This is a genomic window from Parabacteroides sp. AM58-2XD, assembly GCF_003463685.1.
Classification (GTDB): Bacteria; Bacteroidota; Bacteroidia; order Bacteroidales; family Tannerellaceae; genus Parabacteroides; species Parabacteroides segnis.
In genome coordinates this window covers 20,801-37,842 of the sequence record NZ_QSDP01000061.1, presented here as the reverse complement: position 1 = coordinate 37,842, position 17,042 = coordinate 20,801, and the positions used below count along the sequence as shown (strand labels likewise).

Genomic DNA, 17,042 nt, shown 5'->3' with positions numbered 1-17,042 from the left:
TTCGTTACTTCGTACTGTTTTCATAAGCTATATCGTTATTAGTTAATAATGAATTTGATACAATACAAAGTTAACTAAAATGGTATAGCTTTTGTAGTGCTATCTCGTGCTATCCGTCTTTTCCGATTTTAAACATAGGAACTATTTTTTAGTGATTAGAAATTAAGATTTAAGCCGACTGTGAATGTACGTGCCTGCGGATAATAGCCGCGGTCGATGCCGTTTGATTTATCTCCGGCTACGTCTGTCGCATTTATTTCCGGGTCAAGACCCTTATAGGAGGTCAGTGTCAGCAAGTTCTCGGCGGCGACATAGAGACGAAGTCTGTCGACAAAGAATTTGCGTGTCAGGTTCTTCGGCAAGGTGTAACCTATCTGCATATTTTTAATGCGGGCGAAACTACCGTTGTGGACGTATAAATCGGAAACTTTCTTCCAGTTACCGTTCATGTCGTCACCCGGGTAACAGAAGCGGGGCATTGTGTTGGAAGTACCTTCTCCATGCCAGCGTTTCATAAACTCCTGGGGCACATTTACGGAAGACACATCCAGGCGGCGGGTTACGTCCATAATGTCCTGTCCCAATGAACCGGAAAATAAGACTGAAAAGTCAATGTCTTTATAAGCGGCCGTCAGGTTCAGACCGAAAGTCCAGTCCGGAGTACCTTTACCAATCATGGTTTTATCTTTATCGTCGATTGTACCGTCATTGTCAAAGTCTACGAATTTCACATCTCCGGGAACGGCAAGCGGCTGTAATTTCTCTCCCTTGCTGTTTGTATAAGCGTCGATTTCCGCCTGATTCTGGAAGATACCGGCAGTCTTGTAACCGTAGAAGTAAGGATAAGGCATACCGTTCTCCGCACGGCCGACATTTCCCAGGATATGTACCTGGTCCATCATCTCGAAACCGTCGGCTGTGCCTAAGTCTACCAATTTGTTTTTCAAATAAGAGAGGTTGGCGTTGACGCCGAAACGGAAGTCCTTGTGGCTATATTTATAACCGACTTCAAATTCAACCCCTTCGTTTTTCATCGAACCGACGTTCCCCCAGGGCTTGGATTCGCCAGATAGTTCGGTATGGCCATTTCTTTCAGCATACCGTTGGTCTTCTTCTGGTAGTAATCGACCGTGAAGGTCAATGCGTTGCCCAGGAAGCCGAAATCAATACCGGCATCATACTGTTCTGATTCTTCCCACATCAAATCGGCATTAGGAGTGCCGGAAGGTTTGGAACCCATTACGATTTGTTGGCCTCTGCCGTAAGCGCCGAAAGGATAGTTATTATTCATCGATACATTCGCCGTGTAGCGGAAGTTACCGATAGCCTCGTTACCGTTCTTACCCCATGAAAGGCGTATTTTCGTACTGGTCAGCCAGTCCGGGCGTTTTTCCATAAACGATTCGTTCGTTAAATTCCATCCTAAAGAAACGGAAGGGAAAGTACCCCACTTGTTATTTTCACCGAAGCGTGATGAACCGTCGCGGCGTACGGTGAGCTGCAACATATAACGTTCGGCGAAGTTGTAGCTTAAACGTCCGAAGTAAGAAGCCAGCGAGTGCGGGTCGGTTAATCCTCCTTCGGTATTCCGGTTTCCGTTGTTCGGAAGGGAGGTCGTAAAGTCTATATTGGCCTTATCACCCATGTAGGCAATCAAATCTTTTGCCATACCGTATAGGCGGCGGCCTGTGTTGCGTTCGGCAGACTGTCCTAATACCACATTGAAAGTATGCTGGCTGATTGTTTTATCGTAAGTCAATACATTTTCAATCTGCCAGGTATAGCCGCGGTTCATTTCGGACATCACGCTGGAACGTCCGTCTGCAATGGATTGGTTGCAGTTTCTGCCCAGATAATAAGGGTGATTCCATTCGTCATATCCCCAGAATGCAAGGTCGGAACCCCAGGAGAACTTATATTTCAGGTTATCCCAGATGCCGAGTTCGGCCGTCAGGTTGGCAATGACTTTGTCTGAATTGTTTTTTCTTCCGGGCTGTGCGGACATGCGGCCCAGCGGATTCGTAATTTCGTTGAAGTTTTCCGGAATCTGCAATACTTGTCCGGTGAGCTGGTCGCGTACAGGGTCGCCGTACTTGCTGCGGATATCTGCCGTATAGCCGTTTACGTGGTCCTCATCCTGTGCATATACTTCCATGGTGGGGTCCAGGAAAAGGGCATCTCCCAGTGGGGAACCGGTCAGGTTACCGGCGCTCACCCTATATTGTTTATACGGGAATAAGACATATTGACACCGACGGTCATTTTTCTTAACCAGCTGCGGTTCTTCGTTTCGTCGAATAAGGTATAAAGGGTGTTGCTGCGGAATGAAAGGCGTTCGTAGTTGGAACGGTCGTAATTTCCTCCGATAATACCTTCCTGATTATAATACCCGGCAGAGAAATAGTAACTTACTTTCTCGTTTGCCCCGCTGATGCTTAACTGATGGTTCTGTACGGGAGCGCCGTCGTTAAACAATACATCCTGCCAGTCGGTGCCTACACCCAGATTGGTGTTTGAAAAACGGTCGGTGCCGTTGGAATACTGCTGTGCTTCGTTTATCAGGGTCGCGTATTCGGACGCATTCAGCATACTGCGTTTTTTCCAGGCGGATTGCCAGCCATAAGAGAAGTCGTAAGACACTTTCACTTTGCCGATGGCCCCTTGCTTGGTCGTAACCAAAACAACCCCGTTGGCGGCACGTGAACCGTACACAGCTGCCGAAGCGGCATCTTTCAATACTTCGATAGAAGCAATGTCGGCCGGATTGATGTTGTCGATACCTCCGTTGATGGGCATGCCGTCTACGATATAAAGAGGGTCGGCGGTGTTGATGGTGCCTGTTCCGCGTACACGGATAACTGAACCTGTACCCGGTTGGCCGTTCTGTGTGGTCACCTGTACACCGGCTGCCAGTCCTTTCAACGCGTTATCGACACGGACGGGAGCTGTCTGGGCCAATTCGTCCGCGCCTACTTTGGCGATGGAGGCCGTTACCACACTCTTTTTCTGCACACCGTAACCGATAACGACCACTTCATCCAGCGCCTGGTTGTCTTCCGCCAGCGTCACGGATAATGGCGCATTGCCTGAGACAACGATGGATTGGGGTAAATAACCGATAAAAGAAACGACGATGGTAGAGCCTTTTTCTACCTCATTGATGGTGAACATACCGTCCAGGTCCGTCATGGCCCCGTTGGTGGTTCCTTTTACTACTACATTGGCGCCGATGACCGGTTCGCCGAGGGCGTCTTTGACCTGTCCACTGACTGTCAGTTTTTGGGCAAACACAAATGTTGGAAATAACAATAGGCACAACAAAGGTATCATACCTTTAAGAAGCCTCTTTTTTAATAAAATGTTTTTCATAAGACGAATACATTTTTTAAAGTTAACGTACTAATTTGTTCTACACTTTTTGTACTTGCAAAAGTATAGCGCGAATAACCGGTACCAATGGACTGGTAAACCGGAGCGGTAAATCTGTAAAATTGTTATATTGTTGATATATAGTGGTTTGAATATGTGGCTTGATGTGTAAAAAGTAAGTTCCCGAATGTAGTCGGGGAGGCTTTTCCGAGTGGTTTCAACGCTCTATTTTCCCTAAAGATTTTACAATATCTGCAAAGTGCTCTTTAGGTACGACCGCTTTGCTGCGTGTTTTCAGCCGGTTATTGTAGACCGTCTGAGGGGAGCAGTGCAGGAACTCGGCAATCTTCACACTGTCACTGATGCCAAGGCGTACCAGGGCGTAGATACGAAGTTCGGTGTTCAGCAATTCTCCCTCTTTGGGCATGATTTGTTTGTCGGGTTGTAATAGAGCATTGAAATCGGAGACAAAGTCAGGATAGATATGCAGAAAGATGGCATCGAAATTACTGTAAAACTCTTTCAGTTCGTTGGCTGCCAACGTGGAGGAGTCTGTCATCTTTTTGACTTCATCGACCATACCGGTCCTGATTTTCCGGTTGATATTTTTTCGGTATTCGTCCAGTTTACTGATATAGCTGGAACAGATGTTGAAGACGTAACCGATATATTCTTCCTTGACATAATTGGATTCCGTCAGCTTGGAGTTCGTGTCGAGTAATTGTTCGTTCAGTGACTGGAGCTGACTGTTTACTTCTGCCAGTTGCGTATGCGCTTTTTCCAGTTCGCCTACATGCTTGTTCAGGGTCTGGTTGGCATCGTTCAGTTTTCTGCGGGATTCTTTCAGCCGTTTTATCTGTAGTCCGATAAAGAACAGTGCAGCCAACAGGACCAGCGACAAGGTGCTGACAATGAACAGGTACCGGCGCAAGTCGGCTTCCTGTTTTTTGTTTCTTTGTTCGTATGTCTTATGAATGGCGTCCAGTGCGGACGAAATGCCGACCATACGTATCCTGTTCTTATAGAGTTGTGCACATCCCAGGCAGTAGTTCAGATAAGAATATGCCTGGTCGATGTAACCTCTTTCATACAAGGTTTTCCCGAGCTCTTCCAGCGAGGCTATATCATGGTTGGCCGACCGTATATCAGCATGGCTGATAAAATGAGGAAACGGAAAATATTCATCTTCGTTTCCTTCGTCCCTATACATGATTGCCAGGATATAAGCGTTCATGGCATCTTTTCTGGAATCGAAGGAGGCAAAAGCAAGTTCTTCTTTCAATTGCTCTTTTACTTCTGCTGCTTGTGGAGTCTTGTTGTATTGCCAGCCTTTGTACCATAAACCATAAGGATGGTTGTCGGGAATACTGGCGAAGATCGAATCCCGATAGGTTTGTTCTTTCGCATAGTAGAAGGTACTTTGAGCGGTGTTTTCACCGGAATATTGCCCGTAATGAGAGTAAAGATACATCATTTGTCCATAGTAGTCCGTTCTGTAATAAGGCGACAGGTTTTCGGGGTTTATTTCATTCAGGGCATCCAGTCCCTCTTTCAGAAAACCGGTGGCTGTCAGGATGAACGACTGTTCGATCTTCCACTGTGCAACCCATTGGGGATTGTTCAGTCGTTGTGCTATTTCCAGATTTTTATGGATATAACTAAATGCAGAGTCGCTGTCATAGACCATATATTCTTCATAAAACAGTTTGTTCATCCAGTATTGCTCTTCCTCTGTTGCAACTTTCTGTTCCATTTTCCTCAGGTCCTCGATTCTTTTTTCCTTGGCAATGACAAAAGTCTCATTTTTAGCCAACAACGAGTCCAGGCTGGCCAGCATTTTTTCAGTCTCAGCAGAAATAGTTTGTCCGGATATATTTCCGGATAGTATCAGAAATGGCAACAGATAGAGAATTACTCGTATGTACATTTTATTCAATTTAAGGTTCACAGGAACAAAGATAAAAAATATCATCTGAATATCTCTACATATTTTTTTAAGATATAGATTCGTCCACGTTTCCCACCTGTAATCTCTTTTAAAACATCAAGCTTCTCTAATTCTTCAATAAGTTTGTAAGAGGATGCCTGACTTATACCTGTTATAGTTGAAACCTGGGCTGCATCTATAATCGGTTTTTTATACAGTTCGGTTATTACTTTTAAAGCGTTGGCTGATCGGCTGCCTAATTGTTTTATACACTCTTCATATTCTTTTTGTAGAAGTAATATTTCCTCAAATGTTTTTACTCCGTTTTCTGCTGTTTCAATAACTCCCTGGAGGAAGAATTTAAGCCAACCTCGATATCATTTTCAAATCTAACTTTCATCAGATTAGAATAATATGAACTTCTATGCCTTTCCAGATAATCGGATAAATATAAAATAGGACGCTTTAATATACCTTTACTTACAAGGTACAGGGTAATTAGTAATCTTCCTGTTCGACCATTACCATCTAAAAAAGGGTGGATCGTTTCAAACTGATAATGTATCAGGGCTATCTTTAATAGTTCAGGGAAGAAAATAGAATTATTATGTACAAATTTCTCTATATCTTCCATTAACTCTGGAATTGAAGTACAAACCGGAGGAACAAAAATGGCATCGTTAATAGATGAACCTCCAATCCAGTTCTGGCTTTTCCGGAATTCTCCCGGTTGTTTGTGTTCACCTCTGACCCCGGCAAGTAATACTTTATGTACATTTCTTATAAGCCTTGCAGAAAAAGGCAATGTCTCGAGCATTTTAATAGCTTCATTCATCGCAGATATATAGTTATGAACTTCGGTCCAATCGTCTCTTTTATCCAATGGCAAATCTTCTTTAGACATGAGTACTTCTTCCATATTTGTTTGAGTACCTTCTATCTTAGAAGATTGAGTCGCTTCTTTCATTATGTGCATGCTAATGAAAAGATCGATATTGGGTATATGTTCCGAATACATGTCTAGTCTGCCAAGCATTCTGTCCGCTTTGCTTAACAATGTTACTATTTCCATGTTTTCAATTACCCAAGGGTGGTTAATTAAGTTCGGCTGAAAACTCTTGTAGTAACCTTGGTTTATGTATGTGCCTGATTTAAAGTTTTTCATGATAATATCGGGGAAATAAACTAATTTTAGGATTTATCATCTAATTAAAATAAGCTGATGCGTTATTTTAGTTTTCCGTACAAAAGTAAAATAAGCTGATGCGTTATTTTAGTTTTCCGTACAAAAGTAAAATAAGCTGAGTGATATTCCAATAAAATCGCCAAATTTAAAATAAGATAGTATCTCATACAAGTTTTGTCATATTTTAAATTTGGCGTATATGTTATATCGTTTTACGGTTCCATCACTACCTCGATACTGTTTCCCTGGCTGAGTAGCTTTTTGGCGAAGGCCTGTATTTTGGCGGGAGTGATGCTGTTGACTGTTTCGACGTATTTGGTCGAACCGTCGAAGCCTTTGTAATAATAGTTATCCAGCGTGTTTAACCAGTAACCGTTTTCCTGGAGGCTTTCTGCGTGACGTTTCAGGATGTTGTCCTGCGTCTTTTTGAAATCTTCCGGGGTCGGGCCGATGTCGGAGATACGTTTCAATTCGTTGCGGACAATCGTGTTCATCTTTTCCCGTTTATCCGGGTCGGTGTCGAAATAGGCTTGCAGGAATGTTTGTCCTTCCGGGAAGGAAGAGATGCGGGCGGATGTTTGTACGCCGTACGTTCCGCCTTCGTCTTCGCGGACCTTTTCGGTGTAAACAAGGTCGAGTACCTGCTTCAACATGGTGGCTGTAACGATATTTTCCAGGTTATAGTCCATCTGCCCGGAATAGAAATTCACGACGGAGGCTTTTGGCGTCTCCATCTGGCGTTTGAAACGGTTCACGTAGTCGCCTTTGCGGATGGCGGGTACTTCTTTCGGGTTGCCCTGCTCTATCTTGCCGTTTGCAGGTAATGTAGCCAGGTATTGTTCTACCAGCGGACGGATACTGTCGGTATCGATGTTTCCTACGAAGGTAAAGACGAAACCGGAGGCATCGCCGAAACGTTCCTTATACATTTCCATGATACGCGGATAGCTGATATTCTTGAAATCGGCCGGGTCGATGCGCATCGCACGCGGATTGTTGTTGTAAATGGCTTTCGTCAGCGAGTCGCTGAAGGCAACCATCGGATTCAGTTCCAGGTTCTTCAGCTGCGCTTTCATACGGTTTTCGAAGGAAGCGTAAGCCTCTTCGTCCATGCGCGGCGCAGTGAAACTGAGGTAGATCAGTTCGAATAAGGTCTTCAGGTCGGACGGGGTGGAGGAGCCGTTCACATTTTCACTGTCCAGTCCCAGGGATGTGGAGCAGGATACTTTCTTTCCGGCCAGCATCTTGCCCAGGTCGGTAGCCGAGAAATTGCCCAGGCCGCCCAGCTCGATTACCTCATTGAACACTTTCAGATTGTCGATGTCTTTGTTACCGAACAGTGTGCTTCCTCCCGGGCTGGTAGCCGTCATTTGTATTTCATCCTTTTTGAAGTCCGTGTGTTTCAACACGACTTTGATGCCGTTGCTCAATGTCAGGACGGTAGCACCGAAGAGCGGATCTTCCTTGCTTTCCGTGATCTTGCCGGGCGCCGGCAATGAGGGGATCAACGGTTCGTCCGATAAGTCTCCCGGTAAGGTTCGACAGGGATCTGCTGTGCTTTCATAAAGTCGCGGAGCAGTTCTTCGTCGGTAGGATAGGCGAGGCCTTCCTTTTCCGGACCGGTCAGGCTGATCACGATGTTCGTATCGCCGATCATATCCTGGATATACTTGTTGACCTGTTCTACCGGGACAGCCTGTGCAACCTGGCTGATCAGGGCGTATTCCGTTTCGATTCCCGGAATATAACCGCCTTCGGTGAAGTGACGTACGTATTCCTTGGTGAATGCGCTGTTCCTTTGTTTGTCGCGGTCGTTGTAAAGGGATTCATATTGTTTCAACACATTGATGCGGGCGCGATCGTATTCCGACGGGGTGAAACCGAATTGTTTCACACGTTGCGTCTCCGTTACCAGCGCATTCATGGCCGAATCCACTTCGTTGTCTTTCACCAGTGCAGCTACCGACCAGGCACCTTTCGTTTTCGAGATCATAAAATCTCCGTCGGAAGCCTGGGCGGCAACGAACGGAGGATTGGCTTTCTGTACCATCTCGTTGAAGCGTTCGTTCATCATCGTGGCTGCTACGCTCTGGATATAATCTTTCACCAATCCGGCAATCGTTCCGTACATATCCTGCGGCATCTTGTCGTGTTTATAGGAGATGGACAGGATCGTGTTCGAAGCCTCTTTGTCCGTAGCCACGGAGATCAGCGGCATGTCATTGTCGGGCACTTCAAACATAGGGCGCGGAGCCGCGTTTACCGGTGCCGGGATGTCGGCAAAAATCCGTTTGACGGCCGTTTCTACCTGGTCGACATTGATGTCGCCTACAATGATGATCGCCTGCAGGTCGGGGCGGTACCATTTGTGATAATAATCGCGCAGTTCATCCGGTTTGAAATTGTCGATCACGTCGATTGTGCGATCGGCATCCGATGGGCATAACGGCTGTCCGGATAGATTTTCGGAAGCTGTTGTTCCCATATGCGGGCCTGTGCGTCCTGGCGTGTGCGCCATTCCTCGCGGATCACGCCGCGTTCCTTGTCGATCGCAGAATCGGCAAGCGTGATGAAGCCAGACCAGTCATGCAGGATCAGCAGGCAGGAATCGACTACGCTTTCGCGTGTCACCGGGGCATTCATGATCATATAAACCGTTTCGTCGAAGCTAGTATAGGCATTGAAATTTTCACCCATACGCATGCCGATGCTTTGGGTAAATTCGTCCATTCCTTTGTTCGGAAAGTTTTTCGAGCCGTTGAAGGCCATATGTTCCAGGAAGTGTGCCAGTCCGCGCTGGTTCTCTTCTTCCAGCATGGAGCCTACGTTTTGGGCGATATAAAAGTCAGCCCGTTCTTTCGGTTGTTCATTATGACGGATGTAATAGGTTAATCCGTTCGGCAACTTTCCATAACGAACCTGCGGGTCGATAGGCAACGGTTGCAATTCCTGTTGCTGGGCAGCCAGCTGGAAAAGGCAGAAGAAGCTCAACAGGAATAAACTTAAAAATCTTTTTTGTCTCATTTGGGATATTTATTTATTTTGTTTCTTCATTATCAGCTGGCAAAACATACATAACATGCGTGCCGCCTCCTATTTTGGATACAACATTTTTCTCTGTGAATAGTTTCAGTTCTGCATTCCTCAGTTCTTCCAACTCCACATGTTGCCCGCTTTCCAAAGAAAATCCGATCGCCCATACGAACGAGTCGAGTACAGCCTTCACATCGGCCGAAGAGATCGTCGATCGTGAGCAGATCATTTTGCATAGATGATCCATTTTTACCGTGCTGTCGCACAATGCCCGTGCATGGATTAACTTCGGACCTTTCCTGCCTTTCGGCCGTGGCGTTTCGTGAATTTTGAATCTGATTCCCATTTTTATTTTGTTTTATACTGGTGTGCCTGAAAAAACAACACGTAGCCTTCCCGTTTTCCTGCCGACGGAATTGCCTGTCGACAATTGTCTGCAAGCCTATCGATAGTCATGAGCAGGTCTGTCGATGATTATGCGCAGGCCTGCTCATGATTATCGGCAGGAAAAAAGGTTGAGGGCAAATATACGATGCAATAGCAGGAATTGTACTCAGGGTAGGTATAATTATGGAATATTTATACTATACCTTATTTCTATATCTTGCCGGTATCGGCAAGATGTGCTATCTTTGAAGTGAAAATCGGTGTAAAACTTGCCGATAGAATTTGAATATGAAATATATTTCAGTCGGAGAATTTGCAGGAAAGTACGGTGTTTCAGAGCGTACGGCACGTAATTATTGCGCTATCGGAAAAATCGAGGGTGCATTCCTTACTGGCAAGACATGGAACATACCGGAAGATGCGGAATTGCCTTCACAGAAAAAGTCGAAAGTGAAGATTATGCCTTTGCTTGCCGTGTTGCGCGAACAAAAGCAGATGAAATTGAAAGGCGGTATCTATCACAAAACGCAGATTGATCTTACATATAACTCGAATCACATCGAAGGCAGTCGTCTGTCTCATGACCAAACCCGTTATATTTTTGAGACCAATACCATCGGAGTAACTGATGAAAGCATCAATGTGGACGATATTATCGAGGCCACCAACCATTTTCGGTGTATTGATCTTATCCTTGACAGGGCTGAGGAGAATTTATCTGAGACTTTCATTAAAGAATTGCACAATATTCTGAAATCCGGCACATCGGATAGTCGGAAAGATTGGTTTGCCGTAGGCGATTATAAACGTTTGCCAAATGAGGTTGGCGGTGCTGATACAACACTGCCGGAGAACGTTCATAAGGAGATGAAGGCACTGCTGAAAGCCTATAATTCGAAAAAACAGAAATCTTTTGATGACATTTTGGACTGGCACTATTGTTTTGAGGCGATTCATCCTTTTCAGGATGGTAATGGACGTGTCGGTCGCCTGATCCTGTTTAAAGAATGCCTTGCAAACGGATATGTCCCCTTTATTATCACCGAAGAATTGAAAATGTTCTATTATCGAGGATTACAACAGTGGGATCATATCAAAGACTATTTGCGGGACACTTGTCTGACTGCGCAGGATACTTATAAAGAGGTACTGGATAAGTATAGGATTAAGTATTGAGATTCGAATATTTTATGGAATGCCGGATGGTGTAAAGTCCCTTTTCGCTATATTTTTCACAAATGACAATATGATTATTATTTGAGTGTTTTGTAAACGCATTGATACGTTAAAAAATATTACCCGGTGGGGTATTTCATTTTATCCGGTATATTAATCCGGTTTACCTGGTAGAGTAGTGACATTTTGATAATGGAGGAAATCTTTTATAAGAAGTAAGATTACGGAATGTTGTTCGGTTAGCTTGTTCGGTACTTGTTCGGTCAACTTGTAGGAGGAAGTGATATTTTTGTGTTAGACTCACGTTAATTTAATTCTTTAATAGATATAATTATTTGTTTGTAGCTGTATTGAAAAAATTGATTATTAATAGCTTTGGATTGAATTGTTTCATTATCTTTGAGGCTATAACAATTATGCCATGCAGCGATGAGATACCTATCTTACATAGTATTCTGTCTGTTCTCTTTCGCGATGTGTACTGAACAACCCAAAGAGTTATTGCCGGAACTGTCTTATGCAGAGTCGCTTATGCAACGTTGCCCGAACAGTGCCCTGGTGGTATTGGATTCAATGGAAGTACCCTCTCCGTCAGATAAATTTCAATATGCTACGTGGTGTTTGTTGATTACCCAGGCACGTGATAAAAACTATATAAAGCATACTTCTGATTCCTTGATCAATATTGCATTGGCTTATTTTGAAAAACAGGATGATCCGGTATGGAAAGCGTCAACTCTATATTATGAAGGACGGGTTAACCAGGATATGAATAATGTAGAGGAGGCTACTGATTTTTATTTACGGGCTAGGGATGTGGCGAAGAATACGACGGATTATAGATTGCTTTGTTTGATAAATACTCATCTGGGAACATTGTATGCTTATCGTAATTTGCCAGATTTGGCTTTTGAGGCTTATAAAAACGCACATACTTATTCAATGCAATTAAAAGATAGCACTTTTATCTCAAATACATATTCTGCTTTAGGACGTGTTTCAATGCTTAACAATAATCTGCAGGAAGGGTTAGATAATTATAAGAAAGCGATAGAGATTGCAGAGCAATCTGGTAATTTAAAATCTTTAACATTAGCTTATGGGGAAATATCGACAGTGTATCAAGCTTTATCAATGCTTGATTCTTCCATGTATTATCTAAAGAAATCAAAGAAGATAGAAGAAAAGTATAATGCTTCTGCTTTATCACAAACCTATTTAGGAATCGGGGAAACCTATTATTATATGGGATTATCTGATTCTGCTTACTACTATTTGGAAAAAGCATTGAATACTATTAATCCTTATACAAAGCAAGATGCAATACATGCTTTATACTATTTATGTAGGGACTTAGGGAAATATGAAGATGCTATTAAATATAATGAGCAATATTGGGTTTATAAAGATTCTATAGATAACATAAATCGTAGTTCAGAGATAGCAAAAATTCAGGCAAAGTATGAACGGGAAAAATTGTTGAATATTAATAACGGATTAGAAAATAGAATATTATGGGGCTCAATAATACTATTATTAATAATATTTGTATTAATATTTTTTTATCAACGTGAGTTGCTCAAAAAAGAACGTATAATTAAAGAATCTAGAAAACAGTTGCAGATTCGTTTAAATCAATTGCATGAAAATGAATCTATAATTCATGAAAATGAAAATCTGATAGGAGTCTTATCCATTCAAATGGAGGAGTATGTTGGTTCGCAAGACATATAAATAATCAAATGGATGAAATGGAACGAATCCGCCAAAATAATGCAACATTGCAGACTCAAAATGAAATATTACAAGGAGATATAAAGAAATATATTTCCAGTTTGAAGGAAAAAGGAGAGGAGTTAAAAACGTATGAATGCCTGACTACAGAAAATACTTATTTGTTTGAGCGACAAAGATACCTATGTTCTCAATTAATTAAGCATATAAATATACTCGATTGTTTAAAGTCTGATCCGAAATATATCGAGGAATCCCAATGGCCTGAAATTTTTGAATCGATAAATATCGTTTATCCGAATCTGATTGAGCGTTTGAGGAAAGACTTTTTTTTAACAGATAGTGATCTCCTAATGTGTTGCTTGATAAAATTGCAATTGAATAATTCTATTATAGCTGAATTGGCGGCCATTTCTCCCTCTTCCGTAACTAAGCGTAAACAACGTTTAAAAGAGCGGATCAATCAGCATCTAAAGACTCCGCTAGGGGTTGAAACTTCCATTGATACTTATCTTTGGAAGTACTGAGAAAATCCTTGTCCACATTTTACCTTTGACTCATACTTTAAAAGTGTTTATTATTAAGCTTTAGGGTGTTTTTTTCTGTCCACCTTGCTGTCCATTAGTTTTTACCCATTTCTATTATAAACCGCATACCTTTGTAGTGTAGAAATTTATAAAATTATCGTTATGAAAAAGATCCTCAAAAAGCTTGCATGGGCAATATGTGTATTTTTTGTTTTCAGTAGTCTATTACTACAGAGTGTTTCAGCGAAGGGAAACAATAGTGTTTCACTTTATGGAAGATGGAAAGAAGATGTTCGTTCCATTTCTTCTCCAATTCCAATCTCTGCTTTTGTTAGTGATGGTGTTTTATCCATTCATAGTAGTACTCAACGTTCCGATATAACAATATGTATATCGAAAGACGGAAAGATACTTTATGAAGAAATGATTCCGGCATCGGAGACGGATTGTGTTACAATTGATTTGAGTGAATTTGAACCTGGAACTTATTCTGTTGAGTTGAAAAATCAATGGGATGATTGCCTTGGGGGTGAATTTATTCTTGGATGAATTGATACTAAAACCATGGGATAAAATATTCCAAAGGAAAATCGCTAAATAAAATTAGTGAGTGAAAGTATTGTATAACGCTTTTTAGTAAGAAGCATAATAATTATCAAAGGTATGAAAAAGAGTTTTTATTATTTTTTCGTAGTAGCCGTACTTCTTGGAATGTTTGCCTGTTCACAAGGTGAAGTTGAAATCTTCCATGAAAGTGATGTGTCTAAAATAGAAACAAAAGCTCTGAATGGTGAGGATTCATTATCTGTTATCATTCCACTAGTTATTGATTCTAATTTAATTGAAATGGCTAAAGCAAAAAAGGCAGCTGTCTATTATAATGCGGATGATCCTGATTATTCCTCCAATATGTATGCAATCAGAGAAATGCCAATATATATTCGGGCTAGAGGGAATGAAGGTTTTTTATCATCAAATGGTATAGGTAAAGAAATCACTTTATCTTCTAGGATAAACTTCCGTACTTGTCGGTTCTATTTAAAGGTGTTACCAAGTTCGTCTGGTATACCTTATCTAATTTATTCGAATGATACAGGTACACCTTTATCTGTCGGACAGTACGAAAATGACCCCAATAATAAAGTTTTATTTGCACGATCAAATAATACCGGATCTCTAATGTCAGCCGATTGGGACCTTATTCCTTCATCGTCATATAAGGGATATTTTGTAATTGAAAGTCAATCTTATTTAGGGCAGGCAGATCCCAATAATCCATGGTCAATCTTTAATTATGTGCTTGAAACAAAGAGTGATGTAAAGCTAGGTTTTGGTCAGTATACAAAAAAACCTGAACAAGAGTTTTCTATTTCACCTGTTGATGATTTTACATTACATCACATAGAGTTTCACAAGGATGGCTCTACTGTAACAAAACGTGCTCCAATGAAACTGATTACATATGGTAAAAATCAAACAGACGAAAAGAGACCTTTTACTATTAAGGGAGCTCTTTATGCAAAAGATGAATATTCTTTTACTGAAAACAGTGCTTTAAAAATCATTCCGAATAACGCTAGTGATATGTATTATCGTCCAACAGTAGAAGCTGAGAGCCTAGTTTTACCTCTTCCTGTTGCTCCGAAGGATGACCCAGACCCTATTCGTGAAAAAACGGATATGCTTTATTCTACTACAACCCAAATAATAGAAAGAACTTTATCTTTTGATATCGAAGGTTTAGCCCCGGCTAACTGTAAAATAGAAGCAACGAGTTTTTTAGAGAACTACAATGTATCAGCTAAATATACAGCATATATGACATGTAATTATGGTGGAAGTGAAAGACTGGTTAAGATTAACGGAACATGGCGTGGAGTCATCTGTACAACATTAAGAGACGATAAATATCCGAAAGACCTTTTTAGATTCTTAGACTTGGATACAGGCGAAGAAATAAAACCCTGAAATCAGTTTTATCACGAATAATTTTTTAAGTAAATAAAGTATGAAAAATATTATTATTTCTCTGACAATATTAATGACAGCGATATTAGTATCCTGTTCTGATGAATTAGATAAAAGTAGTAATGTTCCCGGAAATCAGTCTTCGGAGAAAGAAGGGAACGTTATTATTCAGCCTAGAAACCCTAATTTACCTAAGATAAAACCTTTTGATATCAATAAATTACAGACTAAAGGAGATATATCAGGTGAAACAGGAAACTCTGACGCATTTCTTGGGCGAGCTTATAATCTTAAAAATGGAAATTACATTTTGGGAGATTTTAGTAATGTCAGTCATCCGGTGATAGACCTGAATGCTGTAAAAGCATACGATCCGAATTATGTTGATGGCATAAAATTAAATATTACCGAGACAAAGAGTTTTGCCTATGATACGTTTGAAAGATACCAGTATAATTCGACAATCACGAAAAAAGTAACATCTGGTTTTTCTCTTAACTTGAAGATTTTCACATTAGGTAAAACGAAAACAACTACTGATGTTTTCAAAACAGTAATAGATAATACGAAGGAAGCAACATATGGTGAACTTAGTATTAATTTTACGAATAGCCAATTCTCACTGCAAAATTCAGAAGCTACGAGAAAATTATTTGCCAGACAGTTTTTAACAAAATCATTTATCAGAAGTTTGTATAATTCTCCTATATCGTCAACACTTGATAGTTATGGTGATTTTGTTTTGACTGGTTATTTAACCGGTGGAAAAGCTTATGCTATTTATGCAGGTAATGCAACATCAGAAGACCGTACGGATGTTAAAGAAAAAGATATGGATAAGTCGATGAATGCATCACTGAATTATAAAGGCAATAGTACAAGTGGTAACTTGGGGATTACGGGATCTAATCATAATGATGAGACAAACACTTTTAAAAGTAACAATACCTATGTTAGTATAAAAACATACGGAGGAGTACGAGATGGAGGAGAGGCAGTTGTGAATGTTAAAGCCATTAAAGACCTGAATGTAGATTTAACATCATGGATGCGCTCGCTTAATAATGTATCAAATCATACAATGATAGATGTAAAAGATAATAGTTTATATCCATTATCGGATTTTGTACTGGAGAAAAACTTCAAACAACGTTTTGATGATACTTTTAATGAAGTGTTGCCAACCTATACAAGTTTAGTATATCCTTATATTGAAATTGTTAGAGTAATGGTTCGAGCAACATCTTCATACGAGGCTGTATATGATGTTGCTGCCGTTTTGGTAACGAGACAAGCTGATAGGATTATACTTAGTGATGGTTTAGCAGCCACCGCTACAGATGAAGAATTAAGAAAGAATGAAGATGATGCGGTATTCATGAAAAAAGTCGAGAAGATTTCTGCTGAGAAATCTCAATTATTTAGCTCTGATATAGAAATCGGATATAATAAAAGAACGAGGTTGAATCCTAATTTGAGATCACCTCTTTGTATTAATCTTGCAGGATTCAAAGAGAAAAACTTTTACAAATTTTATTATGAAAAGACGAGTATGCAATATATTTATGATCCGTCTACTCGTATTTGTTTTTCTTATTTTGTAGATGATGGTGATGATGAAGTGCTTGATATATATGGGATAAGAAATTGGGTGGAATCATTGCCGGATAAAAATATCTCGATAGCATCTTTAGCTAATTCATATAATATTATTGGGTTATAAATTAAAAAATTT

At 41.0% G+C, this 17,042-nt stretch carries 9 protein-coding genes and 2 pseudogenes; 6 read left to right on the top strand and 5 right to left on the bottom strand.

Annotated features, from left to right (window positions below):
• Positions 1-155 precede the first annotated feature (155 nt).
• The 5 genes and pseudogenes from DXA15_RS15365 to DXA15_RS15345 form a co-directional block, all read right to left on the bottom strand.
• Positions 156-3,369 (bottom strand): annotated as a pseudogene (locus tag DXA15_RS15365) (SusC/RagA family TonB-linked outer membrane protein).
• 217 nt (positions 3,370-3,586) lie between these two features.
• A complete protein-coding gene (locus tag DXA15_RS15360; RefSeq protein ID WP_233567322.1) occupies positions 3,587-5,296 on the bottom strand; it encodes a DUF6377 domain-containing protein in 1,710 nt (569 codons plus the stop codon).
• Positions 5,297-5,612: 316 nt separating this feature from the next.
• Positions 5,613-6,461, bottom strand: coding sequence for a Fic/DOC family N-terminal domain-containing protein (locus DXA15_RS15355; protein ID WP_233567321.1), 849 nt, complete (start codon positions 6,459-6,461; stop codon positions 5,613-5,615).
• Between the two features lie 233 nt (positions 6,462-6,694).
• Positions 6,695-9,506: pseudogene (locus DXA15_RS15350) on the bottom strand (M16 family metallopeptidase).
• Between the two features lie 13 nt (positions 9,507-9,519).
• On the bottom strand, positions 9,520-9,861 hold the full coding sequence (locus DXA15_RS15345; protein WP_128134584.1) for a hypothetical protein: 342 nt from the start codon (positions 9,859-9,861) through the stop codon (positions 9,520-9,522).
• Between the two features lie 329 nt (positions 9,862-10,190).
• Between DXA15_RS15345 and DXA15_RS15340 the strand changes: the two genes are divergently transcribed.
• From DXA15_RS15340 to DXA15_RS15320, 6 genes are all read left to right on the top strand, one after another.
• Positions 10,191-11,078: a Fic family protein gene (locus DXA15_RS15340; protein WP_128134583.1), complete on the top strand. Its 888-nt coding sequence runs from the start codon at positions 10,191-10,193 to the stop codon at positions 11,076-11,078.
• 531 nt (positions 11,079-11,609) lie between these two features.
• Positions 11,610-12,812: a hypothetical protein gene (locus DXA15_RS15335; RefSeq protein WP_233567320.1), complete on the top strand. Its 1,203-nt coding sequence runs from the start codon at positions 11,610-11,612 to the stop codon at positions 12,810-12,812.
• 8 nt (positions 12,813-12,820) lie between these two features.
• Complete coding sequence (locus tag DXA15_RS26660) at positions 12,821-13,339, top strand: hypothetical protein (RefSeq protein ID WP_233567319.1); 519 nt, start codon at positions 12,821-12,823, stop codon at positions 13,337-13,339.
• Between the two features lie 162 nt (positions 13,340-13,501).
• On the top strand, positions 13,502-13,888 hold the full coding sequence (locus tag DXA15_RS15330) for a DUF3244 domain-containing protein (protein WP_128134582.1): 387 nt from the start codon (positions 13,502-13,504) through the stop codon (positions 13,886-13,888).
• A gap of 114 nt (positions 13,889-14,002) precedes the next feature.
• Positions 14,003-15,307, top strand: coding sequence for a hypothetical protein (locus tag DXA15_RS15325; RefSeq protein WP_128134581.1), 1,305 nt, complete (start codon positions 14,003-14,005; stop codon positions 15,305-15,307).
• A 40-nt stretch (positions 15,308-15,347) separates the two neighbouring features.
• Positions 15,348-17,030, top strand: coding sequence for an MAC/perforin domain-containing protein (locus DXA15_RS15320; protein ID WP_128134580.1), 1,683 nt, complete (start codon positions 15,348-15,350; stop codon positions 17,028-17,030).
• Positions 17,031-17,042 lie beyond the last annotated feature (12 nt).

Coding starts and splice junctions, on each gene's coding strand:
- DXA15_RS15330 (WP_128134582.1), top strand. CDS start 13,502: ATGAAAAAGATCCTCAAAAAGCTTGCATGGGCAATATGTGTATTTTTT.
- DXA15_RS15345 (WP_128134584.1), bottom strand. CDS start 9,861: ATGGGAATCAGATTCAAAATTCACGAAACGCCACGGCCGAAAGGCAGG.
- DXA15_RS15320 (WP_128134580.1), top strand. CDS start 15,348: ATGAAAAATATTATTATTTCTCTGACAATATTAATGACAGCGATATTA.
- DXA15_RS15355 (WP_233567321.1), bottom strand. CDS start 6,461: ATGAAAAACTTTAAATCAGGCACATACATAAACCAAGGTTACTACAAG.
- DXA15_RS15335 (WP_233567320.1), top strand. CDS start 11,610: ATGCAACGTTGCCCGAACAGTGCCCTGGTGGTATTGGATTCAATGGAA.
- DXA15_RS15360 (WP_233567322.1), bottom strand. CDS start 5,296: ATGTACATACGAGTAATTCTCTATCTGTTGCCATTTCTGATACTATCC.
- DXA15_RS15325 (WP_128134581.1), top strand. CDS start 14,003: ATGAAAAAGAGTTTTTATTATTTTTTCGTAGTAGCCGTACTTCTTGGA.
- DXA15_RS26660 (WP_233567319.1), top strand. CDS start 12,821: ATGGATGAAATGGAACGAATCCGCCAAAATAATGCAACATTGCAGACT.
- DXA15_RS15340 (WP_128134583.1), top strand. CDS start 10,191: ATGAAATATATTTCAGTCGGAGAATTTGCAGGAAAGTACGGTGTTTCA.